The organism is Cutibacterium avidum ATCC 25577, from assembly GCF_000227295.1.
GTDB classification, from domain to species: Bacteria; Actinomycetota; Actinomycetes; order Propionibacteriales; family Propionibacteriaceae; genus Cutibacterium; species Cutibacterium avidum.
The window spans coordinates 1,526,803-1,550,755 of record NZ_JH165054.1 but is presented as its reverse complement, the minus strand read 5'-3'; the positions used below and the strand labels follow the sequence as shown (position 1 = coordinate 1,550,755).

The following is a 23,953-nucleotide window of genomic DNA, read 5'->3' as shown; positions in this document are numbered from 1 at the left end:
TACCTATGCGGACCCTCTCGGGGCTCGGGGTCTCGGCCGGAGTCGGACAAGCACATGCCCTTCTCGTCTCCCCCGCCCCAGGACTGCCCACCTCTGACCCCAGTCAGGGCACCGAGGCCGACATGGCCCGAATCGAGTCGGCGCTGAACAAGGTCGCCGATCGTCTCGACGAGCGCTCCATGCACGCCGATCCATCGGCTCTCGCCGTCCTGCAGGCCACCGCGATGATGGCCCGCGACCCGGGACTGCTCACCAGCATCAAGTCCCACCTGACTGACGGACATGGACCTGCCCACGCTCTCTGGGCCGCCTTCGACGACTTCTGCGCCCAACTGGGTGCTGCCGGCGGCTATCTCGCCGAGCGCGTCACCGACCTGCGCAACGTCCGTGACCGCGCCGTCGCGGTCATGCAAGGCCTGCCTGAGCCCGGCGTCCCGTCGTTTGACTCGCCCGTGATCCTCGTCGCCGAGGACCTCGCCCCGGCCGACACCGCGACCCTCAATCCTGATCTGGTCCGCGGCCTCATCACCGCTGCTGGCGGACCGACGAGCCACACCGCAATCCTGGCCTCCCAGATCGGTATCCCGGCCGTGGTCCGATGCAGCGAGGCTCGCGAGATCGAGGACGGCACCCCCCTGGCCCTCGACGGCGTCACCGGAACCGTTCTCGTCGAGCCCGATGAGGCCGCCGTCGCCGAGCTGACCTCACGCGCGAACCGTCGCGCCGAGGTGCTGGCGTCCGCCCCCGAGGGCGACGCCACGCTGTCAGACGGTGAGCGCGTCCTGGTCCTGGCCAACATCGGCAGCCCGTCCGACGCCCCCACGGCGAAGAAGAAGGGCGCCGAGGGAGTTGGTCTGTTCCGCACCGAGTTCCTCTTCCTCGATCGTCAAGATGCTCCGACCGTCAACGAACAGACGGAGGCCTACGCCACCGTGCTCAAGACCTTCGACGAGGGAGCCAAGGTTGTCTTCCGCACCCTCGACGCTGGTGCCGACAAGCCGCTGGCCTTCGCCGACCTCGGCCCGGAGGAGAACCCGGCCTTGGGACGCCGTGGTCTACGCCTGTCCCAGGTGCGCACCGACCTCATCGACGCCCAGCTCGAGGCTCTCGCCAAGGCTGCTGAGCAGACTGGTCGTGACCCCTATGTCATGGCTCCGATGGTCGCCACGAGGGCTGAGGCCGAGTGGTTCTCCTCGCGTGCCCACGCCGCTGGGATCAAGACGGTCGGCATCATGGTCGAGGTACCCTCGACGGCCCTGCGCTCGGCCCAGGTGCTGGAGACGGTGGACTTCGCGTCCATCGGCACCAATGACCTCACCCAGTACGCCATGGCGGCTGACCGCCTGCAGGGCGAGTTGGCCGAGCTCCTGACGCCGTGGCAGCCTGCCGTCATCCAGTTGGTCAAGGCCACTTGTGATGGAGCGGGCGAGCGTCTCATCGGAGTGTGTGGCGAGGCTGCCGGCGACCCCCTGTTGGCTCTGGTTCTCGTCGGCGTTGGCGTGCGTTCATTGTCGATGGCCGCCGGCAAGATCACCGCTGTCAAGGCCACCCTGTCACGCCACAGCCTGGATCAGTGCCGCCAGATCGCCGAGGCCGCGCTGGCTGCGTCCAGCCCCGAGGAGGCCCGCAAGGCTGCTCTGGAGCTGGCAGACCCGAGCGTCGAGGTCCTCGTCAGCTGACGCTGCCTGTTGTCGTGAAACCCCTGTCCCGTTGAACTTGCCCCCAGAAGTTGGCTGAGGAGTCAATTCCTTCTGCTGACGAACAGTTCACGGTGGACAGGGGCTTTCGCATGCCCTTGCCGGCAGGGACAATGGGGCCATGACAAAGACTGCAGTGGTCACAGGAACAAGTTCGGGAATCGGCGCAGCCACGGCACGCGCCCTGGCCAAGGATGGCTGGCATGTCATCTGTGCGGCTCGCCGCGTCGAGCGCATCGAGCCCCTCGCCGCCGAGATCGGCGGAAAGGCAGTGGTCTGCGATGTCACCAGCGACGAGTCGGTCGCCAATCTCGTCGAGACCACTGGCGGCAAGCTCGACCTCCTCGTCAACAATGCTGGCGGTGCCGTCGGTCAGGAGCCGGTCACCGAGGCTGACCTCGACGCCTGGATGACGATGTATCAAACCAATGTGCTGGGCATGGGACGGGTCACCAAGGCTCTTCTACCGGCTCTTGAGGTCGCTGAGGGAACCATCGTCACGATTACCTCCACCGCTGCCGAATGGGGCTACGAGGGTGGCGCCGGATACTGTGCAGCGAAGTCCGGTGAGCGCGCCGTCGTCGAGGCACTACGGCTGGAGCTGTGTGGCCACCCGGTGCGGGTCTGTGAGGTGAGCCCAGGCATGGTGCACACCGAGGAATTCTCCCTCGTCCGTTTCCACGGCGATCAGGCCATGGCCGACAAGGTCTACCAAGGCGTCGACTGTCCCCTGAGGGCCGAGGACATTGCCGAGTGCGTGCGGTGGATTTCCGGGCTTCCCAGCCACGTCAACATCGACCGCATGATCGTCCGACCTCGCGCTCAGGCTGCCCAGTACAAGGTTGCCCGCAAGTCCTGATTCGGGGGGAGAGAGAAAGCGTTCCCTGCCCGTCAGTCGAGCTGCTGAACCTCGGCGGGCAGGTGAATGTTCTCGTCCGGCTCGGCCGTCTCGTCAACGCCTCGCGAGGACACCTTGTCGAAGAGGATCTTGATCGTCTGGATCATGATCTTGACGTCAAGGAGGAGTGAGTACTGCTTGATGTAGATGAGATCGAAGTTGAGCTTGGCGGCGAAGTCCGAGGCGTACTTGCCGTAGACCTGCGCGTACCCCGTGATGCCGGCACGCACGTTGTGGCGCAACTTGTAGTGGGCGTTCTGCTCCTGGAACTGATCGACGAAGAAAGGGCGCTCCGGGCGCGGTCCGACGATAGACATGTCGCCAATGAGCACGTTGATGAGCTGCGGGATCTCGTCGATACGCAGGCTGCGCAGGTACTTGCCGACCGGGGTGACGCGTGGGTCATCGGAGGTGGCCAGCATCGGGCCGGACTCCTTCTCGGCCGTCACTCCCATGGAGCGGAACTTGAGGATCTTGAATTCCCTGCCGTCCTTGGTGATACGGGTCTGACGGTAGAACACCGGGCCGGGAGAGCTGGCCTTCACCAGGATCGCCGTGATGAGCATGAGGGGAGAGAGGATCACCAGGGCGATCAGTGACAGCACGATGTCGAAGAACCGCTTGACGATATCCATTTCTGCCGGAATCTTGAACGGGCTGGCAGCAATAATCGTCTCGTCCTCGATCGACATGATCGTCGGATTGATGAGCATCATGTGCTCGAACGAGGTCGACATGAAGATCTCTTTGTCCTCGCTCAGCAGCAAGTCGTAAATGGCAACTCGTTCGGAAGCAGGAATGTCATCGGAGACATGGGCGGTGTCGAATTCATCAATATGAGTCCGAATCTGCCCCAGGTAGTGACCACGCACCACATGGGTGAGGCGATGACGGGTCGCCTTGTTGGCCATGTAGTTCATGACGGCCCGATTAAGCATCTCCGGCGGACCGAGCAGCATCACTCGTTTAGCCCCTCGCAAGCGGCGATAGGCAACAAACTCGATGCTGCGCCACAGGAACAGCAGAACTATCCCGACCAGCAGGTTGATGAGGAGGACCGAGCGCGGGAAGGCGAACCAGCGCCCGAAGAAGGTCAGCGCCATGATGATGATCGTCACCATGACCTGGTCCACGACAGTGATGATCCCGATGTCAAGGAGCGTCTTGTTGTACAGAACATAAACGCCAGACAGAACGTTGACAATGAGGAATGCAATCACCGACGCCATAAGCGCAGCTTTTCCGTCGTCCAGATTACGCTGCGGAATAACCATCCCGAAACGCATCCAGAACGACAGGAAAATTCCAGCCACGAAGACGATGACGTCAACAAGGACCGTCACCAATTTCTGCGTGCGGTTGAAATAATCCGTCTTCACGTATTTCCTCCTCGACCCTGCTGATCACAGGGGCACGGGCTCACACTACCGGGCAAACATGCAAGCCGACCTCCGGGTCGACAAGTGGTTCCTGACCAGCAGCGATCCCATCAATCTCCATATCCAGGCTCACGTCGACTCCGCGACGCACTAGGGCAAGGCCAATGGGGCCGTCAACATGATGAGTTGCAGACGATCCCATGACGCCGACACGACGCCCACCGGCGTGGACCTCAGAGCCGATCGCCGGGAGCTCGGCGCGGGAACCGTCAAGCTGCAGCAAGGTCAGCCGCCGCGGCGGACGCCCCAGGTTGTACACCCGGGCGACGGTCTCCTGACCGCGGTAACACCCCTTGTCGAGATGGGTGCCGTACAGGCCGATCTCGTTGGGGATAGTGCGCTCGTCCGTGTCGATGCCGATACGAGGAATCCCAGCGGCGATGCGCAGCGCCTCCCATGCCAGCACACCGACCTGCTCGAGCTCGTCGGCGGCGGGAGTACCGGACGGGAGGATGGCTTCGTGTCCACCGGCCACCTCGGAATCAAGGATGACGGCATCCGTCGGCGTCGTAACCCTCGAGGCGAACCAGCGAACGGTCATGTCCGGGCGCAGAGCCACCTCGACGCGCATCATGAAACGCATCGAGTCCAGCCAGGCGACCAGGTCGGCTCCCCGTCCAGGCTCGGTCCAACCCCAGAAGGTTTCGCCGTCGTCGACACCGTGCATGACATGCTCGACGTGACCGGTCGGTGACAGCACCAGACTCGTCGTCGTGAGCCCAGGCTCCAGACCGTCGAGGTATTGGGAGGTCAACGAGTGCAACCATCCCAGTCGGTCAGCTCCGGTGACCGTGAATACCTCACGGTTGGACAGCTCCAACCATCCGCCACCGTCAGTCATCAACCGCTGCTCGGCGACTGGATTGGCAACGTGAGAGACCAGACCGGCGTCGGGTCCGTCGGTCAGCAGCACGGGGGCAGCCATCTCAGGCCCTCTTGAGGCGAGCCCACATGTAAGGCTGCAGCGGAGCTTCCGTGGTCGCACGATCGAAGGTCCACAGCAGGTCTCCCTCGACCTGGCCGTAGAGACGCTGACCACCGGTATAGGGCACCAGGGCGTCCTCGGTGCGGGCGACGGCGTCGGTGACGAGCTCAATCTTGGCTCCGTCAATGTTCCCGGTCCAGACCTCGGCCCAGCCCTCCGGGGCGACCATCAGGACGTCAATCTTGCGGGTGTCGACGTTGGGACGCCAGAAACCGGTCTCCATACGCAGCGGAGCAGCCGGGGTGCCGTCGGGGTTCGTGGTGAAGGTCTGGCAGATGTAGTGCAGGTAATCCCCGCCGTTCTCGGTGAAGTCGACCTGACACCCGAAGCTGAACTCACCGTTCTCGGGGGTGCTACCGTGTCCTTCACCTTCCCAGTGGCCGATCATCCAGGCCAAGGGCATGAGATCACGATTCAGGTCGTCAGGAATCTGGAAGGGCATGAGTCCTCGTGTCGGGTAGGAGTTTCGTCAGGTACTGAGAGCTGCGGATTCAGCCGCGCCAGGCTGCAACGAGAACTCGCGTCACAGCAACGAGCGGCAACACGGCACCTATCACGGCGACAGTCACCAGAACCACGAGATCAGCTACAGCCACACACTGATTCTACGAGGTTCGCTCCGTAGACTCGATTCCGTGCGAGTCGTCATTCAGAGAGCAAACAGTGCAGAGGTCACCGTCGAGGGTCAAGCGGTCGGAGCCCTGCCCAGTCCCGGACTCGTCGTGCTGGTGGGAGTGACCGGCACCGACACCACTGCCGACGCCGAGAAACTCGCCGAGAAGATCTGGGGTCTGCGCATCCTTGATGACGAGAAGTCAGCCAGCGACATCGATGCTCCGGTCCTTGTCGTCAGCCAGTTCACCCTCTATGCAAGCACGCGGAAGGGGCGTCGGCCATCGTGGAACGCAGCCGCACCCGGCCCCGTCTCGGAGCCTCTGATCGACCACTTCGTTTCCCACCTGCGCGGGCTGGGTGCGCATGTCGAGACCGGTGTTTTCGGCGCCGACATGAAGGTCAGCCTGGTCAACGACGGCCCGATGACGATCCTCATCGACACCGACGACTGGCGCTGAACCTGCCTGTCAGCCCTCCTCGTAAACCTGGACTGAGGAGATGAGGACGGAATCGCGAGTTGGCTCCCCGAGCAGCCCCGGCTCGGTCGTGGCAATGATGGTCAGAGTGATGTCCCCCTTGACGGCGTGTGGGGAGATCATGACCTTCTGGATCGACTCGTCGTCATCGGTGAAGTCCTGGTCGAACCACGTGCCGTCCGGCAGCGTCCAGCGCACCGTCCGCACCCGCCGGTACTGCGGATACAGGTTGACGTCGCCATAGACCTTGGCATAGCCGTTGATCAATCCGACCCCCACGATCCGGGACGGCCGCGGCATGGTCAGGGTGATCTGTTGACCTTCGCCGGATCCATTGCATCGCCAGGCCGTCTGCGGTTTGTCGTCGACCACGTACTCGGAGTCGTACCTCACCAGGTGATGTTCGGAATCGACGGCCGGATCGGACACGCACGAGGCCGTCGCCTTGAGACCACGAATGGGCCTGCCCGGACCTTGGTAGGGCATCGCTGCCGAGATCGTCGCCGCAGGCGAGGCTTGGGTCGGCGCCACCTTGACCGCGCCGGTACCGTCGCGGGACTGGGTGATGAAGGTGCCCAACACCAAACCGACGACGAGGGCTGCCGCGACCATCAATGTCCAGACGGGGAACCGATGCCGCCGTACAGCTGCGGCCGCTCCGGTGACGCGGGCGTGACCGACGACGACGCTTGGTCCAGTGTCATCGTTGATGACACGAACCGACCCACTTGTCGTCGTGCTGACAGAACTGTCCCCTGTGTCAGCGTGCCGAGGAGCTGAATCTGACGACTCGGACGCCAGTTCGGACTCGTCCGCACGGCGAGGCTCATCCGGTCCGGACTCCTCCTCGTCCGGACGGAACCACTCGTCAGGCATCCTCGTCACTCCAGCCATGGTAGTGCTGACATCATGAGACGGCCTAGATGGCCGTGGGATGATGGGGTGCATCACGGCTCTGGCTCTTAGACGACATGGAGGGCATCCGGATGGCACGACTGTCCCTGCTGGGTCCCCTGGACGCCCCGCTTCCCCAGGCCCTGGAACTGCTTCCACACAGCATCACCCGCTACGACGACATACGGGAATGTCTGTCCCACCTGGAGGGAGTCGACATCGTCCTGGTCGACTGCCATGACGAACCTGCCAAGGCCCGGGAGGCGTGCCTGCGGCTGTCATGTCATGAGAGACGAGTCCCGATCCTCTTGCTGGCTGGCCCGGACACCCTGTCTGTCATCAGTCCCGACTGGGGGATGGACGATTTCCTCTGTGACTCGGCCACCCCACTCGAGGCAGAGACCCGACTGCGCTGCCTGTTCACCGTCCAGGTGACCAACCAGCTTGTCGCGGGACCGTTCACCGTTGACGAGGACGGTTACACCGCCACCGTCGGAGGCAAGGATCTCGACCTCACCTATACCGAGTTCGAGCTCTTGAAATACCTCGTCGGTCACCCCGGGAGAGTGCTCACTCGCGACATCTTGCTGTCGGACGTGTGGGGATACGACTATTACGGCGGCACCCGAACCGTTGACGTACACATCCGTCGTCTGCGAGCCAAGGTCGGCCCGGAGTATGAGGGACACATCCAGACGGTGCGATCTGTCGGGTACCGATTCCAGGCTGAACGCTGAGTTCATTCGCATGTTCTCGGAGCGGACGTCGGGTTGCATCCGCCGTGGACAGCTATCGTCAGATAGACAGCTATCGTCAGATAGATTGTGTCCTGCTACGCCCACCACGTCGCGGGCGGACAGGTCTCCAAGGAGTGTGTCCATGGCCAAGAAGTCCAACCCCGGAGTGTCCCCGACTCCCACCGACGAGCTGCCGGAGGATCGCTACAGCGATCGCGAGCTGTCATGGCTCGCCTTCAACGAGCGGGTGCTGGATCTTGCCCGAGATGCCGAGCGCATTCCACTGTTGGAACGGGCGAAGTTCCTGGCCATCTTCTCGTCCAATCTTGACGAGTTCTTCATGGTGCGCGTCGCTGGCCTCAAACGCCGTATCGACGCCGGAGTCGCCGTCCCATCAGTTGCCGGTCTGCTGCCGCGCGAGCTCCATGACGCGATCCTCGCTCGGACCCACGACCTCGTCGCTGAGCAATCCCGCGTCTTCGCTGAGGAGGTCCGTCCGGGCCTGGCCGCCGAGGGCATCGAGATTCTGCGCTGGTCGGAGCTGACCGACAACGAGAAGGGCCGGATGCGCACCCTCTTCTCGGAGCGGATCTTCCCGATCCTCACCCCGCTGGCCGTCGATCCGTCGCACCCCTTCCCCTACATCCGCGGCCTGTCGATCAACCTGGCCGTCATGCTGGCCAACCCCATCACCGGGGCCGAGCAGTTCGCCCGGGTCAAGGTGCCGTCGGTGCTACCTCGTCTGGTCAACCTGGGTGAAGGACGATTCCTCCCCCTCGAGGAGATCATCAGCCGTCACCTGGACCAGCTGTTCACCGGCATGCATGTGCTGCAGCACACCACCTTCCGCGTCACCCGCAACGAGGACCTCGAGGTCGAGGAGGACGACGCCGAGAACCTGCTCTTCGCCCTCGAGAAGGAGCTGCTGCGCCGCAAGGTGGGACGTCCCCCGGTACGCCTCGAGGTGCAGGACGACATCACCGACGAGATGCTCACCCTGCTCACCCGTGAGCTCGATATCAAGGACAAGGAGGTCTTCCGGCTTCCTTCCCCACTTGACCTCACCGGCCTGTTCTCCCTGGCTGACGTCGACCGTGACGACCTGTCCTACCCGAACTTCCTGCCCATCACCCATCCGCACCTGGCCGAGGTCGAGACGGCTCGCCCGGCAGACATGTTTGCGGCCATTCGTCGTCGTGACGTCCTGGTGCACCACCCGTACGACTCCTTCGCCACCAGCGTGCAGCGGTTCATCGAGCAGGCCGCCCACGATCCCCAGGTCCTGGCCATCAAGCAGACCCTGTACCGCACCTCTGGCGACTCCCCCATCATCGACGCCCTCGTTGACGCCGCTGAGGCCGGCAAGCAGGTGTTGGCCGTCGTGGAGATCAAGGCCAGATTCGACGAGCAGGCCAACATCACCTGGGCGCGGGTACTGGAACGTGCCGGAGTCCACGTCGTCTACGGCATGGTCGGCCTCAAGACCCATTGCAAGCTGGCTATGGCCATCCGTGACGAGGGTGAGGGACTGCGTCGTTACGCCCACATCGGCACTGGCAACTACAACCCCAAGACCGCTCGTCAGTACGAGGACCTGGGACTGCTGACGTCCAATCCGATCATCACCGAGGACGTCGCGAGGCTCTTCAACCACCTGTCCGGGATGACCGCCGAGAAGCGTTACCGCCGACTGCTGGTGGCCCCCGAGAGCATTCGCAGCGGCATCGTCGACGCCATCGAGCACGAAATCGAGAACAAGAAGGCTGGTCTGCCGGCCGGTGTGAAGATCAAGGTCAACTCGATCGTCGACGAGCGCGTCATTGATGCCCTCTACCGGGCCTCTCGCGCCGGGGTACCGGTGGACCTGTGGGTACGCGGCATCTGCGCCATCCGTCCTGGGGTGCCCGGTTTGAGCGAGAACATTCGCGTCGTCTCGGTGTTGGGGCGGTTCCTCGAACACTCTCGTGTCTTCTGGTTCGCCAACGGTGGTCGTCCAATGGTCGCCATTGGGTCGGCCGATCTCATGCACCGCAACCTCGACCGCCGCGTGGAAGCCCTCGTCGGGTTGTCGAACAAGCAACACGTGGCAGAGGTCGAAGAGTTGTTCGAGAGGGCCTTCGACCCGGGGACGGTGTCCTGGCACCTGCAGGACCGCACCTGGACCGAGGTCTCCCGCGGGCCCGACGGCACGATGCTGGCCGACCTTCAGGAAGAACTCATCCGACGAACCCGCGACAGGAGGCGATGAGCCGAGATGGGAGGACACAAGGGGCCCATCCAGGCCGCTGGTGCCGTCGTGTTTCGTGACATCGACGGCACCGAGGGCGCCCGCGAGGTACTCGTCGTCCATCGTCCCGACTATGACGACCTCTCCCTACCCAAGGGAAAGGTCGAGCGGGGAGAGGACCTCCCCCTCACCGCCGTCCGCGAGGTGGCCGAGGAAACCGGAATCGACATTCGGTTGTCGATGCCCCTGCAACCCACCGAGTACACCGTCAAGTACTCCACCGCCAGCGGCAAGCCGAAGAGACGCGCAAAGGTGGTGTCATGGTGGCTCGGGGTTGCCGTCGGCGGATCAATCGAGGAGGCAACCGCCAGCCCGGAAGAGATTGACGGTGCTTTTTGGATGCCCACGGACCAAGCTCTGGAGCAACTCAGTTATCCCACTGACGTCCAAGTCCTCGAGGAGGCCCTCGAGCTACCGTCGACCTCGACGATCATCCTGGTGCGCCATGGCAAGGCCGTGTCGCGCAAGGAATGGAGTTCTCGCAAGAAGACGGCCACGGACGCCAAGCGTCCGCTGGAAAGGCGTGGCCGTCGTCAGGCCAGAGCGTTGATTGACCTGCTCGGCGCCTTTGGGGTGTCTCACCTTGCCAGCTCGTCGTCCACTCGATGCATGCAAACCCTCAAGCCGTACGCCGAGAACATTGGGGCCGATATCGTCGCGATCGACGCGCTGAGCGAGGAGGCTCACGAGGCCGATCCAGCCAAGACCGTGTCCGCCATGAGAAAAATCGCTGGTCGTGCTCTCTCCGACCCCTCACGTCCAATCGCGGTGTGCGGCCACCGGCCCGTCCTACCGACCATGCAGGACACCCTCGGTGGGGCGAATCGCCCCATGTCAACCGCAGAATGCCTGATCGTTCACCTGGATGAGGCGGGCCACACGATCGGCCAGGAATGGTACTCCTCATAGTACTGACACAGGAGGTCACCTTCGGGGCCCTGAGTGACTTCCTTCAATCAGGATGCCGCCGGTATTCATCTTGCGTTCACCTTGACGCGGTTGTTGCGACATTTTCAAACCGTAGCGTCATCCCTGTACCAAGGACCGCAACGGCGGCTCCAGGAGATCACTCGAAAAGGATGTGCCGTGACGAACCGTCTCGCCAAGATCACTGCCCTGGCTGCTATTAGCGCCATCTCCCTCACCGCTTGTGGCGCCAACGGCGACAAGGGCTCCAGCTCCGCCTCGTCATCCGAGGCCACTTCGGCTGCTGCTTCCGCCGCCAGCTCGGCGAACAACGCTGACGCCGCCTCGTTCAAGCCGGCCTGCCCCGGTGGCAACATCTCCGGCGCTGGCTCCTCGGCTCAGCTGAACGCCATCAACCAGGTCATCTCTGACTACAAGGCCGCTTGCTCCTCGGCCACCATCAACTACTCCCCCACCGGCTCCGGCGCCGGTGTGAAGTCCTTCATCGGCAAGCAGACCGACTGGGCCGGCTCCGACTCCGTCCTCAACAAGGACAAGGGCGAGCCTGACAAGGCCAAGCAGCGCTGCAACGCCGATCCGTGGCACCTCCCGATGGCTGCCGGCCCGATTGCCGTGGTCTACAACGTTGACGGGGTCAAGGATCTGACCCTCTCGACCCCGACCCTCGCCAAGATCTTCTCCGGCGCCATCAAGAAGTGGGACGACCCGGCCATCAAGAAGGAGAATCCCTCCGCCAAGCTGCCCTCCGCCCAAATCGAGGTCTTCTACCGTAAGGACGAGTCGGGCACCACTGACAACTTCACCAAGTTCCTCAACAAGGCCGCTGGTGACATCTGGACCGAGAAGCACTCCAAGACCTGGAAGGGCGCTGGCAAGGGTGCCGACAAGTCGGCCGGCATCGCTCAAGCTGTCAAGGAGACCAAGAACTCGATCTCCTACGACGAGTGGTCCTACGCCACCAAGAACAAGCTCGACATGGCTGCCATCGACAACGGCAACGGCCCGGTCAAGTTGACCGGTGAGTCCGCTGGTAAGGCCATCTCGGCCGCCAAGGTCGCCGGCCAGGGCAACGACCTGCAGCTCGAGCTCCAGTACAAGGACACCCCGGCTGGCGTGTACCCCGCCGTTCTGGTGACCTACGAGATCGCTTGCTCCAAGGGCCAGGATGCCGGCAAGACCGCCCTCCTGAAGGACTTCCTCTCCTTCTACGCCTCCGAGCAGGAGCAGAAGAAGATCCAGGACCTCGGTTACGCTCCGCTGCCTTCCGATGTTGCCTCGAAGGTTCTGACCGCCGCTCAGGCTCTCTCCTGATTGACTTCGCCCGGGTAATTTGGTCCCGGTGCTCTGGGGCGGGAGGACGCACGACGTCCTCCCGCCCCAACCCACGAAAACAACCATGAACGCGACGAAGGAAGCCCATGGCTGAAACCACATCGACGGCGCAGCGGAAGCCAACAGCCGCGTCTCGCATGAAGCCGGTGTCCAGGGTCGGGGACAGGATTTTCGCCGGCGCCTCGTCGGTCATCGCCATTGCGCTGGCCATCATCGTCATCCTGATGTTCATCTTCCTCATCAAGACGGCGGCACCGACCCTGTCGGCCAACACCGACAACTTCTTCACCTCTCGTGCCTGGACGACCGACCAGAATCCGCCGGCCTTTGGTATTCAGGCCTTGCTGTGGACGACGGTCATCTCGTCCCTGCTCGCACTGCTCATCGCAGTTCCCCTCTCGGTAGGCATCGCCCTGTTCATCACCCAACTGGCGCCCAAGAAACTCGCCAGCCCCGTCGCCTTCGTCGTCGATCTGCTGGCCGCTGTGCCCTCGATCGTCTTCGGCCTGTGGGGCGGCATCGTCTTCGGGTCGTCGGGCATCGTCAATGGTCTGCGTCACGTCATCATCGCGGTACTCGGCTGGATCCCGATCTTCTCGGAGGACCCGGCCTGGTCCTCCGCCACCGGCACGGTCTACCTCGCCAGCCTGGTGCTGGCCATCATGATCCTGCCGATCATCACCGCCGTCAGCCGCGACGTCATGGCCCAGACCCCGCACGATCAGATCGAGGCTGCGCTGGCCCTGGGGTCGACGCGCTGGGAAGTCATCAAGCTCGCAGTGCTCCCTCACTCCCGCTCCGGAATCATCTCTGGAGCCATGCTCGGTCTGGGACGTGCCCTCGGCGAGACGCTGGCCGTCACCCTGATCCTGCAGACGATCAGCCCCATGGCCCTCAAGCAGAAGCTCAACCTGTCGATCTTCGTCGGCGGCGAGACCTTCGCCTCGAAGATCGCCGGTAACTTCTCCGAGGCCATCAGCGACCCCACCTCGTTGGGTGCCCTGGTGGCGTCGGCCCTGGCCCTGTTCGTCATCACCTTCGTGGTCAACGCGGCTGCCCGCCTGATCGCGGCGAAGGGAGTCAAGCGATGAGCGCCACCACCCCTGATCACATCCCCGCACACTCCGAAGGGGCGCCCAAGGTCGGCAAGCTGGACCTCTCCCGTCCGTCCGGCAAGCGGACCACGAAGAGCGGTTGCGCCTCGGTCTTCATGATCGTCGCCACCCTGCTTGCCGTCATCCCGCTGGTCTGGTTGTTGTTCGCGGCCATCCGACGCGGTATCGGCTCCCTCTTCCATGCCTCCTGGTGGACCCACTCGATGGACCCGGCCTGGGACCTCGTCGAGCAGGGGGCCATCCACGCCCTCGTCGGAACCATCGAGATCGGTCTCATCACCTCGATCATCTCCGTGCCGATCGCTCTGCTGACCGCCATCTTCCTGGTGGAGTACGCGCGGGGCACCAAGATCGCCAAGGTCGTCAGCTTCGCCGTCGACGTCCTGACCGGTGTACCGTCCATCGTCGCGGCCCTGTTCATCTTCGCCATGGTCGTCACCACCCTCGGCGGTACTCAGTCGGCCTGGGCATCCTCCCTGGCCCTCATGATTCTCATGGTGCCGACGGTGCTGCGATCCACCGAGGAGATGCTCAAGCTGGTGCCGGACTCGTTGCGCGAGGCCTCCTTCGCCCTGGGCGTCTCCAAGTGGAAGACGATCATGAAGGTCGTTCTGCCGACCTCGATGACCGGCATTCTCACCGGCGTCGTGCTCGGCCTGGCCCGAGTCATGGGAGAGACGGCACCGCTCATCGTGTTGCTGCAGTTCAACACTGAGTTGACCTTCAACCCGTCGACCCCGAACTTCGCAACCCTGCCAACCGTCATCACGAACGCCTACACCCAGGGCGGCGTGGACACCCCGGTCGTCTGGGGCGCTGCGATCACCCTGATCATCCTCGTCATGGGACTCAACCTCATTGCCCGTGGCATCTCCCGCCGATACATGCGTCGCATGGGCAAGTGACACGAAAGAGAGCTGAATATGGCAAAGCGGATCGAGGTCAAGGACCTCAACATCTACTACGGCTCCTTCCACGCCGTTGAGTCGGTGAACCTGACCGTCGAGCCCCGTACCGTGACGGCCTTCATCGGCCCGTCCGGCTGTGGCAAGTCGACGGTGCTGCGGACCCTCAACCGCATGCACGAGGTCATCCCCGGTGCCTACTGCACCGGCAAGGTGGAGCTCGACGGCGTCGATCTCTACGGCAAGGGCGTCGACCCGGTGGCCGTGCGACGCAATATCGGCATGGTTTTCCAGCGAGCGAACCCGTTCCCGGCGATGTCGATTCGCGACAACGTCGTGGCCGGTCTGAAGCTCAATGGCGTACGCGACAACAAGCTGCTCGACGAGGCCTGCGAGAAGTCACTGCGCGGCGCCAACCTGTGGGACGAGGTCAAGGATCGCCTGGAGCGCTCCGGTGCCTCCCTGTCTGGTGGTCAGCAGCAGCGTCTGTGCATCGCCCGCGCCATCGCCGTCGAGCCGGAGGTCCTCCTCATGGACGAGCCCTGCTCGGCCCTGGACCCGATCTCGACCCTGGCCATCGAGGACCTCGTCGGAGAGCTCAAGGAGCGCTTCACCGTGGTCATCGTGACCCACAACATGCAGCAGGCCGCTCGTGTCTCCGACCAGACCGCCTTCTTCAACCTCAAGGCCCAGGGTGAGCCCGGCCGCCTCGTCGAGATCGACCGCACCGACAGGATCTTCTCCAACCCAAAGGAGAAGGCCACCGAGGATTACATCTCCGGTCGTTTTGGCTGAGTCGACCCACACGTCATCGTGCGGCCCCGGGGTGGACGTCCCCGGGGCCGCGTCGTCTTCTTCCGTTGGCACGGGGTTGTGCACCTGACGTCGCGGTATCCCTGCGTTTGACCGACCTAAAAGTGGATTTGTCCCGCGTCGCAATCTCGTCAATGACCACGGTGTCGACCGACGACACATCGCCTTCATGGGGTACTGGAGACAGGGGAACGCGGGGATGATGTGAGGGTGACCGAATTCCAGTTGTGAGGCACTGCTAAGATGACCGCGTCCGGCGTAGGGAACCCCGTGTGAATCGGGGGCTGACGCGCAGCGGTAAGGCGGACGAACGGGCAGACAAGCCACTGGGAAACCGGGAAGGCGCCCGTTCGGTTGAGGCCAAGTCCGAAAACCTCCTGGACCGTATCTGACCGACGGCCGCGCGATTCGGCCCTGACGAGGACGGCTTTCCCTTGGCTCGACTCCTTCACCGCCGTACCCCGGCTCACTTCTTCCTACTCGTGACTCTCCTCGTGCTCACGCCGGTACTCTCGATTGCCTTTGGTGCCGCACCGGTACCCATCGGTCAGGTCTTGGGGGTACTCGCCGACCATTGTGGCATTCCCATTCACGTGACCTGGGACTCCATTACCGACGCGATCGTCTGGCAGAACCGCATGCCTCGCATCGTCACCGGGCTCGGCGTCGGCGCGACCCTCGGTGTCGCCGGAGTCGCCCTCCAAGCCGTGGTTCGCAACCCCCTCGCTGAGCCCTACGTACTTGGTGTGAGCGCGGGAGCCTCCTCGGGAGCTGCCGCGGCGATCATCATCGTCGGCGTCACCTCGTCATTCGCAGTAGCCGGCATGGCCTTCCTGGGAGCGCTGCTGTCGACCGCCATCGTGCTGTTCATGGGCGGCGGCCGGAACTCGTCGACGCTGCGTCTCGTCCTCGCCGGTCTCGCGGTGGGATTCATCTTTCAAGCCGTCACCAATTTCATCATCTTCTCCTCCGACTCGGCCGAGACTGCACGCGCGGTGATGTTCTGGACCCTCGGTGACCTGTCTCGAGCCAGCTGGGGGCAGGGATGGACGAACGTTGTCGTCGCGATCGTTCTGACTGTACTGCTGTGGGCATGTGCCCCATGGCTCGACGCGTTGGCGTCTGGGGATTCCACGGCCACCGCGGTCGGGATCGACCCGACCGTCATCCGTGTGCTGCTTCTCGTCCCCGTATCGGCTGGGGTGGCCACGGCGGTGGCTATCTCCGGCGGCATCGGTTTCGTCGGACTGGTCATCCCCCACCTCATGCGATCCTTCATCGGTCATGGCCACCGTCGGTTGGTGGTCTCCTCAGCGATGGCCGGAGCCATCTTCCTGATGTGGGCCGACACCTTCTCACGCACCGTGTTCAGCCCAGCCGAACTGCCCATCGGAGTCATCACGGGTCTGCTCGGCGCGCCGTTCCTCCTCGTGTTGGTGCGACGGGAGGCGATGGCATGATCACCGCTTCCGACTTAGTCATTCACCGAGGACAGCGGGTTGTCCTCGACGGCGTCGATCTTTCAGCGGATCAGGGCGTGACCATCGGGGTCGTCGGCCCCAATGGCGCAGGAAAGTCAACCTTGTTGTCTGCGCTGTACCGCAACGTCGCGATTGCCTCCGGACGAGTCACCGTCAGCGACCATGATCTCTCAGCCATGAATCGCCGCGAGATTGCGCGCGAGGTCGCCGTCGTCTCTCAGATTCCCGATCAAGCCCTGCCGCTGACGGTTCGCGACACCGTCTCCCTGGGACGACTCCCCCACCGATCCCTCATGGGATACGGGGATGCGACCGATCGTGACATCGTCGACAATGCCCTGACGAGAACGGACCTGACAGGTCTCGCGGATCGACTCGTCACCCAGTTGTCCGGCGGGGAACGTCAGAGGGTTCTCGTCGCCCGAGCCATCGCCCAGCAGGCCGGCCATCTGCTGCTCGACGAGCCCACCAATCACCTCGACATCGGCCATCAGTTCGCCCTGCTCGACCTCGTCAAAACCATTGACGCCACCACCGTGATCGTGCTCCATGACCTCAACCTGGCAGCTCGAGCATGCGACCGACTGGTGTTGCTTGATCAAGGCCGCCTCGTCGCGTCCGGCCCTTGTGAGGAGGTCCTGCAACCCGATCTGCTGTCGCGAATCTACCGGGTCGACGTGGACCGCATTTCCCACAACGGACACATCCATCTTCTGTTCAACCCACCACGATGAAGGAGAACACCATGTCAGCCCTCCGCACCCGCCGCACGACTTGCGCAGCGGCGGCAACCCTCGCGGGACTGTGCGCCCTGTCCATGAGCGCCTGCGCTGGTTCCTCAACCGATAAGTCCTCTCCGTCGGCCTCGGCGTCCTCGGCACCGCCCAGGACGGTCTTGAGCTGCACCGAGAAGCTCAGCTTCACCGATTCCCCCAAGCGGGTCATCATGCTGGGAGACATCGATGCCTCGACCATGGCTGCCCTCGGCGTGCTTGACCACGTCATTGGTCGCGCCGGACAGATCAAGGAAGACGCCTTTGACGCCGGCACGCTTGCCAAGATCAAGGCCATTCCGCAGATCGCCTCCCAGGAGCTCGACACCGGCGGCGCGAAGGTGTCCACCGAGACCATCCTCAACCAGCATGCGGATCTGGTCATCGGCTACGACACCGGCGTCGACCGCGCAGCTCTGCGCAAGGCCGGAGTCAAGACGTACAGCCCTGACGCCATGTGTCCTGACAAGGCTCCCGCATCACCGGCCACCTTCTCCCTCGTCACCCAGGAGGTGACGAAAATCGGAAACATCTTCAACGTCGCGGACAAGGCCAAGGAGGTCAACAAAAACCTCGAGGGCAAGATCAAGAAGATCGAGTCCCAGGCAGGATCGGGTACCAAGGACGGTGCGGCTGCCCTGTACATCACTCCTGGTAGCACCGAGTTCTACACCTACGGATCGTCCAGCATGGTTCAGCCCATTCTGGACGCGAACGGATTGAAGAACCTCTACGGCAACAACTCCAAACGCGTCTTCGACGCCTCCATGGAGGACGTGTTGCACAAGAACCCGAAATGGATAGTGCTACTTGCCGGTACCGGAGATGCCTCGAAGGTTGAGTCAACATTCCTCGGCTTCAAGGGAGCCAAGGAACTCGACGCCGTCAAGAATGGTCACGTTGTCGTGCTGCCGTTCTCTCTGATTGATCCACCGTCCCCGTCGTCCATCACGGGCGTCGAGAAGCTGCACGAGCTCATGGAGGAAAAGTGACCTCACTGACACCACGACAACTTCTACAGGCATGGGACGCCCAGCAGAAGATGTACATCGAGTTCCGCGAGAATCGCACCCGCTGCATGATGGACATCCTGGCCGGGCTGGCCAAGAAACTCGACCACCCATTGCGCGTCCTCGACGTGTGCTGTGGACCTGGATCCTTGTCGAACGCCGTCACACAGAGATTTGGTGACGCCAGCTGCGTGGGGATCGATCGCGACCCGGTGCTCATGCGGTTGTTCCGCGAGACGACGCCACACCCGGATCGAATTGAGATCGTCGATGTCGACCTACGGGAGCCCGGATGGGCGGCCCGGTGGGCTGAGGAACCCTTTGATGCCGCTGTCAGCGCGACGGCCCTGCACTGGTTCGAACCCGATGAGTTGACGAGGGTGCACCAGGACATCGCCTCAGTGCTGGCCCCTGGCGGGATCCTGCTCAATGCCGATCATCTCTTCTTCGACAAGGCCACTGAGCCTTTCCTGGCTGAATTGGCCCCGGCAGAACGAGACCGCACCGAGGCTCAAATGCGACACGACGGGTCAATGTCCTGGCAGGAATGGTGGGACGCAGCCTTGGCCATGCCTGGATGGGAGTCCGAGGCCGAGGAGTTCCGACGCCGTTGGGCGGACAAGGACATCTCTCGGAAGGTCAGCGCCGAGTTCCATCTCGCCTCGATGCGCGCGGCCGGATTCACCGAGACTGCTCAGGTCTGGCAGTGGTTCGACGACCGGATCCTGATGGGGCGGATGCCGATGTGACGCTGGAGGTGGGCGGGGGTACCCCCGCCCACCGTTCTGCTCAGGATCAATCGGTGTGGTGCTTGACGATGACGCGCCGGTCCAGCTTCATCTCGTTCCTGGTGGCAAAGGAACAGTATGCGCCGACGTGATAGGGGACTGAACGGGTTGTCCGATAGACATTCAAATTGGCCCGGGCCCACAAGGACATCGGGCTGCCCGGCCAAGTTCTGGTAGGAACGCCAAGCTCGGCAGCAGGCTGGGGCATCGGCTCTGGTCAAGGGTTACTGTCGCCCCGCTCCCATCCCAGGGGCTGACCAAGAACCGCCCCCAATGTCACCCTCAGCGTCACCCGAGTCGGTCAAACTCCTTGTCAAGGCCCAGCAGGGCGTTTTCGACAACCTCGGGCAGAGCAGGATGAATCCAATACTGGCCGCGCGCCATCTCGTCGACCGTCTGGCCGGCGCTCATCCCCTGAATGCAGGTCTGGATGAGGGTCGACGCCTGCGGACCGATGATGTGGGCGCCCAGCAGCGTCCTCGTCCCCGGGTCACCCAACAGCTTGACACAGTGCCCCTCGTCCTCCATCGCCCAGCCATAGGCGACGTCCGCGTACTCCTGAACGTACTTGGTGTACGGTATCTCGGACTGCAACAAACTCTGTTCGCTCGCACCCACCGAGGCGACCTGCGGATTCGAGAACACCGCATGAGGCACGAATCGATGATCAGAACTGGCCAGGTCGTCAGGGTGTAGCAGATTGTGGCGCACCACTCGGGCCTCGTGGTTGGCGACGTGCTTGAGCTCCCAGTGCGAGCAGACGTCGCCGAGGGCCCAGATGTGTTCAACATTGGTTCGCTGGTGCTCATCGACGACCACGAATCCATCATCATCGACGTCAACCCCGGCAGCCGGAAGGTTGAGACGGTCACCGTTGGGCACCCGACCCATGGCATTGAGGACGACGTCGGCCGGATAGTCGTAGTCGACCCCGTCACCGTCAACCGTCAGGACCACGAGGTGACCACCCGGATCACGATCGATGCCCACCAGTCCCTCGGACATCCGCAGCCTCACGCGGTGACCAATCTGGTCGGTGAACCGCTGCGAAATCTCCTGGTCCTCATGACGCAGCATCCTCCCGGACCGATTGATAACGGTGACGCTGGATCCCAGCGCGGAGAAGATGTGGGCGAACTCAGCGGCAATGAATCCACCACCGAGAATCACCAGACGGTGGGGCAACTCCTCCAACCTCATGATGGTGTCGGAGGTGTGGATCGACCCCGCCAGGCTCGGGTCGTCGAGACCGAGGACATCAGGGACACGCGGGCGCGACCCTGCCGCCAGGACGATCTGGTCAGCAGTGATGCGAGTGTCCCCGACCTCGATGGTGTGGGGATCGACGAACTTCGCCTCGTCGGTGTAGACGTCGATGTTCTCCAGCCCCTGGCGGTACTCGAGCCCACCTCGAGAAATGGGATCAATGCGTCCGAAGATTCGGTCACGGATGGAGGTGAAGGATGCCCCGCAGAACTGCAGATTGACCCCCAGCTTGGCTGCCTCGGACGGCGAGGTCGCAAGGTCCGCCGGGAGCACGAACATTTTCGTCGGTATGCAGCCGACATTGAGGCAGGTGCCCCCGAAGGTGCCCGAGTCGATGATGGCGGCGCGTCGGTCGGCAAATTCCTCGTCCAGGATCGTGTTTCCCGAGCCCGAACCAATGACGACGATGTCGTAGTGCTCCATGAGCCTAGTCTGTCATCCCGAGCTATGACAAATCGCCCCAACCCGCCGCCGGCGTCGCATGACAGCCTCACGGATCCCTGATTCTCGCATCTGGCATGTATGGTGATCGCCAGACCGCACCCAGGATCCGCCGGATTCACCGGACCATCCCCCGCGGTCCCGTCCCCTCGGGGACATGTTCGTAGAACCCACCCCAGGGCTGCCCACTGACTCCCCTGTGGGTCCGGTGACATGCCGCGATTCGGCACGATGCCGGATCCCAACCCAGGAGCGGAATGTTCACCCTCACCTCAACGCCCGTCACCTTCGTCGGGCTCCTCATCCTCTTTGCATGGTCACTCGTGTGGTCGGTGCGGGACGCCATCAAGGCGCCCACCGTCGTCACGAAGATCTCCACATGGGTCCACGTCGTGATGGCGGTCACCATGATCCTCATGGTGCCCAAGTCATGGTGGAAACCTCTCGTCTCCGCCATTGGCGGACCAACCACTCCGGTCGTCGTCTTCGCCATCTGTACGGCCTGGATGGTCTTCATGGCCGCCTGGCGATCCTCGTGGTCGTCATGGGGTCATGCCGCCATGTTCGCCGCGATGGTCTGGCACCTCGCCGCGATGCGCAAGATGTCCTCCCTCATGACGGCGTCCAAGCACTCCGGCATGGGAACCATGAATCACGGCGGAATGGACCACGGCATGAACCATGGCGGTATGGGTCACGGTATGAACGGCGGCATGGACCATGGAATGCAGACGACCATGAATGCCGCGATGCATGACTTCGCCGTCGTCGGGATCCCTCTCATGGTCGCCCTGCTGGCCCTGGCCATTGCCGGCCTGTGGCGAGCCATCAGCGGCGAGGCCGAGAACCCACGCAAGGTTCCCACCTGCCATGTGGTGGCCACCGAACCACTGGCGATTCGCCTCTCCGGCCTGGGTGATTTCGCGATGGCCTTCGGTATGTTCTGGATGAGCACCGGTCTGCTCACACCGATCATGCCGTTCATGGAGCATCTGCACCCCTGAGCAGCGTCTCAGGATATGGGCCGGCGTTTCATCTTTCTGATCATTGCTAGCGTCACACCCATGATGAACGGTTGGAGTCTCATTACCCGGCGCGCGGTCTGACCACGCACCGGAATCCAACAGCGCGCCCTCCTTCCACTTCCGGATGGAGGGCGTCGTCATGTGTACGCAATTGCCGAGGGGGGAATACGATGCCCACGCTGAGATCTGCCACCAGCACCACCGGACGCGCCATGGCCGGAGCCCGTGCTCTCTGGCGTGCCACCGGTACCAAGGACGATGAATTCGGACATCCCATCGTGGCGATCGCGAACTCCTTCACCCAGTTCGTCCCCGGACACGTCGGACTGCGTGACGTCGGCAAGATCGTCGCCGAGCAGGTCCGCGCCGCCGGTGGCGTCCCCAAGGAGTTCAATACCATTGCCGTCGATGACGGCATCGCCATGGGCCACGACGGCATGCTCTACTCCCTGCCCAGCCGTGAGCTCATCGCCGACTCCGTGGAGTACATGGTCAACGCTCACTGTGCCGACGCCCTCGTGTGCATCTCCAACTGCGACAAGATCACCCCCGGCATGTTGATGGCCGCCATGCGCCTCAACATCCCGACCATCTTCGTCTCCGGTGGCCCGATGGAGGCTGGGAAGGCCACATTGACCGACGGGGAGCACAAGCTCGACCTCATCGACGCCATGATCGCCGCCGGTGACGAGACCGCGGCCGACTCCGACGTCGAGATCATGGAGACCAATGCCTGCCCGACCTGCGGGTCGTGTTCAGGCATGTTCACTGCCAACTCGATGAACTGCCTGACGGAGGCCCTCGGCCTCTCCCTGCCCGGCAACGGTTCCCTGCTGGCCACCCACTCGGATCGTCGCAAACTCTTCGAGACGGCCGGACGCACCGTCGTCTCCCTGGCCAAGTGCTGGTACGACGAGGACGACGCCTCCGTCCTCCCACGTTCCATCGCCACCAAGGCGGCGTTCCACAACGCCATGAGCCTTGACATCGCGATGGGAGGTTCGACGAACACCGTCCTGCACCTGCTGGCGGCCGCCCAAGAAGGCGAGGTCGACTTCACCATGGCTGACATCGACTCCCTGTCGCGCAAGGTTCCCCACCTGTGCAAGGTGGCGCCGTCGACCACCGTGTTCCACGTGGAGGACGTCCACCGCGCCGGCGGTGTGCTCAGCATTCTCGCCGAGCTGGATCGTGGCGGCCTGCTCGACACCGCCACCTCGACGGTGTGGTCCCCCGACGGCAACCCGACGACGATGGCCGTCGAGATTGCCAGTCACGACCTCATGTCCGACCCCGGCGAGGACGTCCGCACGCTCTACGCGGCCGCCCCGGGTGGGGTGCGCACCACCGAGATGTTCTCCCAGTCCTCGCGCTGGGAGAGCCTCGACACCGACCGTACGAACGGCTGCATCCGCGACATCGAGCACGCCTACTCCGCCGACGGCGGCCTGGCAGTGCTGTTCGGCAACATCGCCGAGCGCGGCTGCATCGTCAAGACCGCCGGCGTCGACGAGTCAATCCTCACCTTCTCCGGGCCTGCCGTCGTCTACGAGTCCCAGGACGACGCCGTCACCGGCATCCTGGGCAAGGAGGTCAAGGCCGGGGACGTCGTCATCATCCGCCACGAGGGCCCCAAGGGCGGCCCCGGTATGCAGGAGATGTTGTACCCGACGAGCTACCTGAAGTCGATGCACCTGGGCAGGGAGTGCGCCCTGCTCACCGACGGCCGGTTCTCCGGTGGCACGTCGGGCCTGTCGATCGGTCACGTCTCCCCCGAGGCCGCCTCCGGTGGTCTCATCGGCCTGGCCCGCGACGGGGACACCATCAGCATCGACATCCCCAACCGCACCATCAGCCTTGACGTCGATGACTCCGAGCTGGCCCGTCGTCGCGAGGAGGAGGAAGCCCGCGGAATCGACGCCTGGACGCCACACGCTACCCGTTCGCGTCACGTTTCCACCGCCCTGAGCGCCTACGGGATGCTCGCCTCCTCCGCCGATCGCGGTGGAGTACGCGACCTGTCCCAGGTCCGTCCGGTGGCTGACTGAG

At 63.5% G+C, this 23,953-nt stretch carries 21 protein-coding genes and 1 riboswitch; of the genes, 16 read left to right on the top strand and 5 right to left on the bottom strand.

Features of this window, described 5'->3' with window-relative positions; genetic code table 11:
* The first annotated feature begins 5 nt into the window (after positions 1-5).
* Positions 6-1,679, top strand: coding sequence for a phosphoenolpyruvate--protein phosphotransferase (gene ptsP, locus HMPREF9153_RS06795; protein ID WP_004810590.1), 1,674 nt, complete (start codon positions 6-8; stop codon positions 1,677-1,679).
* A gap of 139 nt (positions 1,680-1,818) precedes the next feature.
* A complete protein-coding gene (locus HMPREF9153_RS06790) occupies positions 1,819-2,556 on the top strand; it encodes an SDR family NAD(P)-dependent oxidoreductase (protein WP_004810588.1) in 738 nt (245 codons plus the stop codon).
* A gap of 32 nt (positions 2,557-2,588) precedes the next feature.
* On the opposite strand, the gene HMPREF9153_RS06785 is transcribed toward HMPREF9153_RS06790, so the two are convergent.
* Genes HMPREF9153_RS06785 through HMPREF9153_RS06775 form a run of 3 tightly spaced genes read right to left on the bottom strand, consistent with a single transcriptional unit; the run spans position 2,589 to position 5,461 of the window.
* Entirely contained in the window at positions 2,589-3,974 is a 1,386-nt protein-coding gene (locus HMPREF9153_RS06785) for a sugar transferase (protein ID WP_004810586.1), read from the bottom strand.
* A gap of 40 nt (positions 3,975-4,014) precedes the next feature.
* Positions 4,015-4,959, bottom strand: coding sequence for a CAF17-like 4Fe-4S cluster assembly/insertion protein YgfZ (ygfZ, locus tag HMPREF9153_RS06780; RefSeq protein WP_004810584.1), 945 nt, complete (start codon positions 4,957-4,959; stop codon positions 4,015-4,017).
* A gap of 1 nt (position 4,960) precedes the next feature.
* Positions 4,961-5,461, bottom strand: a complete 501-nt coding sequence (locus tag HMPREF9153_RS06775; protein ID WP_004810582.1) for a nitrobindin family protein — start codon at positions 5,459-5,461, stop codon at positions 4,961-4,963.
* A 193-nt stretch (positions 5,462-5,654) separates the two neighbouring features.
* Here HMPREF9153_RS06775 and dtd point away from each other — a divergent pair, with 193 nt between their 5' ends.
* Positions 5,655-6,092, top strand: a complete 438-nt coding sequence (gene dtd, locus HMPREF9153_RS06770; RefSeq protein ID WP_004810579.1) for a D-aminoacyl-tRNA deacylase — start codon at positions 5,655-5,657, stop codon at positions 6,090-6,092.
* Between the two features lie 9 nt (positions 6,093-6,101).
* Here dtd and HMPREF9153_RS06765 read toward each other — a convergent pair whose 3' ends face one another.
* Complete coding sequence (locus HMPREF9153_RS06765; protein WP_015583264.1) at positions 6,102-6,986, bottom strand: NADase-type glycan-binding domain-containing protein; 885 nt, start codon at positions 6,984-6,986, stop codon at positions 6,102-6,104.
* Between the two features lie 110 nt (positions 6,987-7,096).
* On the opposite strand from HMPREF9153_RS06765, the gene HMPREF9153_RS06760 reads away from it, so the two are divergent.
* From HMPREF9153_RS06760 to HMPREF9153_RS06705, 11 genes are all read left to right on the top strand, one after another.
* Complete coding sequence (locus HMPREF9153_RS06760) at positions 7,097-7,741, top strand: winged helix-turn-helix transcriptional regulator (protein WP_015583265.1); 645 nt, start codon at positions 7,097-7,099, stop codon at positions 7,739-7,741.
* Between the two features lie 142 nt (positions 7,742-7,883).
* A complete protein-coding gene (locus HMPREF9153_RS06755; protein ID WP_004810574.1) occupies positions 7,884-9,989 on the top strand; it encodes an RNA degradosome polyphosphate kinase in 2,106 nt (701 codons plus the stop codon).
* Between the two features lie 6 nt (positions 9,990-9,995).
* Complete coding sequence (locus HMPREF9153_RS06750) at positions 9,996-10,937, top strand: NUDIX hydrolase (protein WP_004810572.1); 942 nt, start codon at positions 9,996-9,998, stop codon at positions 10,935-10,937.
* A 177-nt stretch (positions 10,938-11,114) separates the two neighbouring features.
* Positions 11,115-12,266: a phosphate ABC transporter substrate-binding protein PstS gene (gene pstS / locus HMPREF9153_RS06745; protein ID WP_004810570.1), complete on the top strand. Its 1,152-nt coding sequence runs from the start codon at positions 11,115-11,117 to the stop codon at positions 12,264-12,266.
* Between the two features lie 107 nt (positions 12,267-12,373).
* Positions 12,374-13,378 carry a phosphate ABC transporter permease subunit PstC gene (gene pstC, locus HMPREF9153_RS06740; protein WP_004810568.1) on the top strand — a complete coding sequence of 335 codons (1,005 nt, stop codon included), beginning with the start codon at positions 12,374-12,376 and terminating at the stop codon, positions 13,376-13,378.
* Positions 13,375-14,307, top strand: a complete 933-nt coding sequence (gene pstA / locus HMPREF9153_RS06735) for a phosphate ABC transporter permease PstA (protein ID WP_004810567.1) — start codon at positions 13,375-13,377, stop codon at positions 14,305-14,307. The genes pstC and pstA overlap by 4 nt, the downstream gene beginning before the upstream one ends.
* An 18-nt stretch (positions 14,308-14,325) precedes the next feature.
* Entirely contained in the window at positions 14,326-15,102 is a 777-nt protein-coding gene (gene pstB / locus HMPREF9153_RS06730; protein ID WP_004810563.1) for a phosphate ABC transporter ATP-binding protein PstB, read from the top strand.
* 255 nt (positions 15,103-15,357) lie between these two features.
* Positions 15,358-15,516, top strand: a riboswitch (cobalamin riboswitch).
* Positions 15,517-15,554: 38 nt separating this feature from the next.
* The gene (locus HMPREF9153_RS06725) at positions 15,555-16,580 is read left to right on the top strand and encodes a FecCD family ABC transporter permease (RefSeq protein ID WP_004810562.1); all 1,026 of its coding nucleotides are present in this window, start codon (positions 15,555-15,557) and stop codon (positions 16,578-16,580) included.
* The gene (locus HMPREF9153_RS06720; protein WP_004810560.1) at positions 16,577-17,335 is read left to right on the top strand and encodes an ABC transporter ATP-binding protein; all 759 of its coding nucleotides are present in this window, start codon (positions 16,577-16,579) and stop codon (positions 17,333-17,335) included. Before HMPREF9153_RS06725 ends, HMPREF9153_RS06720 begins: the two co-directional genes overlap by 4 nt.
* 11 nt (positions 17,336-17,346) lie before the next feature.
* Complete coding sequence (locus HMPREF9153_RS06710; protein ID WP_004810558.1) at positions 17,347-18,366, top strand: ABC transporter substrate-binding protein; 1,020 nt, start codon at positions 17,347-17,349, stop codon at positions 18,364-18,366.
* Positions 18,363-19,133, top strand: coding sequence for a class I SAM-dependent methyltransferase (locus HMPREF9153_RS06705; protein WP_004810556.1), 771 nt, complete (start codon positions 18,363-18,365; stop codon positions 19,131-19,133). The genes HMPREF9153_RS06710 and HMPREF9153_RS06705 overlap by 4 nt, the downstream gene beginning before the upstream one ends.
* A gap of 327 nt (positions 19,134-19,460) precedes the next feature.
* On the opposite strand, the gene HMPREF9153_RS06700 is transcribed toward HMPREF9153_RS06705, so the two are convergent.
* Entirely contained in the window at positions 19,461-20,861 is a 1,401-nt protein-coding gene (locus HMPREF9153_RS06700; RefSeq protein WP_004810552.1) for a mycothione reductase, read from the bottom strand.
* A gap of 578 nt (positions 20,862-21,439) precedes the next feature.
* On the opposite strand from HMPREF9153_RS06700, the gene HMPREF9153_RS12420 reads away from it, so the two are divergent.
* Both HMPREF9153_RS12420 and ilvD read left to right on the top strand, forming a co-directional pair.
* Positions 21,440-21,883: a hypothetical protein gene (locus tag HMPREF9153_RS12420; protein ID WP_050796917.1), complete on the top strand. Its 444-nt coding sequence runs from the start codon at positions 21,440-21,442 to the stop codon at positions 21,881-21,883.
* Positions 21,884-22,074: 191 nt separating this feature from the next.
* Positions 22,075-23,952: a dihydroxy-acid dehydratase gene (ilvD, locus tag HMPREF9153_RS06690; RefSeq protein WP_004810548.1), complete on the top strand. Its 1,878-nt coding sequence runs from the start codon at positions 22,075-22,077 to the stop codon at positions 23,950-23,952.
* The last annotated feature ends 1 nt before the right edge of the window (position 23,953 follow it).

Bases quoted from the DNA above. Each gene is read 5' to 3' on its own strand.
- HMPREF9153_RS06755 (WP_004810574.1), top strand. From the start codon at position 7,884: ATGGCCAAGAAGTCCAACCCCGGAGTGTCCCCGACTCCCACCGACGAG.
- pstC (WP_004810568.1), top strand. From the start codon at position 12,374: ATGGCTGAAACCACATCGACGGCGCAGCGGAAGCCAACAGCCGCGTCT.
- pstB (WP_004810563.1), top strand. From the start codon at position 14,326: ATGGCAAAGCGGATCGAGGTCAAGGACCTCAACATCTACTACGGCTCC.
- HMPREF9153_RS06775 (WP_004810582.1), bottom strand. From the start codon at position 5,461: ATGCCCTTCCAGATTCCTGACGACCTGAATCGTGATCTCATGCCCTTG.
- HMPREF9153_RS06720 (WP_004810560.1), top strand. From the start codon at position 16,577: ATGATCACCGCTTCCGACTTAGTCATTCACCGAGGACAGCGGGTTGTC.
- ygfZ (WP_004810584.1), bottom strand. From the start codon at position 4,959: ATGGCTGCCCCCGTGCTGCTGACCGACGGACCCGACGCCGGTCTGGTC.
- ilvD (WP_004810548.1), top strand. From the start codon at position 22,075: ATGCCCACGCTGAGATCTGCCACCAGCACCACCGGACGCGCCATGGCC.
- HMPREF9153_RS06790 (WP_004810588.1), top strand. From the start codon at position 1,819: ATGACAAAGACTGCAGTGGTCACAGGAACAAGTTCGGGAATCGGCGCA.
- HMPREF9153_RS06765 (WP_015583264.1), bottom strand. From the start codon at position 6,986: ATGCCTGACGAGTGGTTCCGTCCGGACGAGGAGGAGTCCGGACCGGAT.
- HMPREF9153_RS06760 (WP_015583265.1), top strand. From the start codon at position 7,097: ATGGCACGACTGTCCCTGCTGGGTCCCCTGGACGCCCCGCTTCCCCAG.
- HMPREF9153_RS12420 (WP_050796917.1), top strand. From the start codon at position 21,440: ATGTTCGCCGCGATGGTCTGGCACCTCGCCGCGATGCGCAAGATGTCC.
- pstA (WP_004810567.1), top strand. From the start codon at position 13,375: ATGAGCGCCACCACCCCTGATCACATCCCCGCACACTCCGAAGGGGCG.
- ptsP (WP_004810590.1), top strand. From the start codon at position 6: ATGCGGACCCTCTCGGGGCTCGGGGTCTCGGCCGGAGTCGGACAAGCA.
- HMPREF9153_RS06700 (WP_004810552.1), bottom strand. From the start codon at position 20,861: ATGGAGCACTACGACATCGTCGTCATTGGTTCGGGCTCGGGAAACACG.
- HMPREF9153_RS06710 (WP_004810558.1), top strand. From the start codon at position 17,347: ATGTCAGCCCTCCGCACCCGCCGCACGACTTGCGCAGCGGCGGCAACC.
- HMPREF9153_RS06750 (WP_004810572.1), top strand. From the start codon at position 9,996: ATGGGAGGACACAAGGGGCCCATCCAGGCCGCTGGTGCCGTCGTGTTT.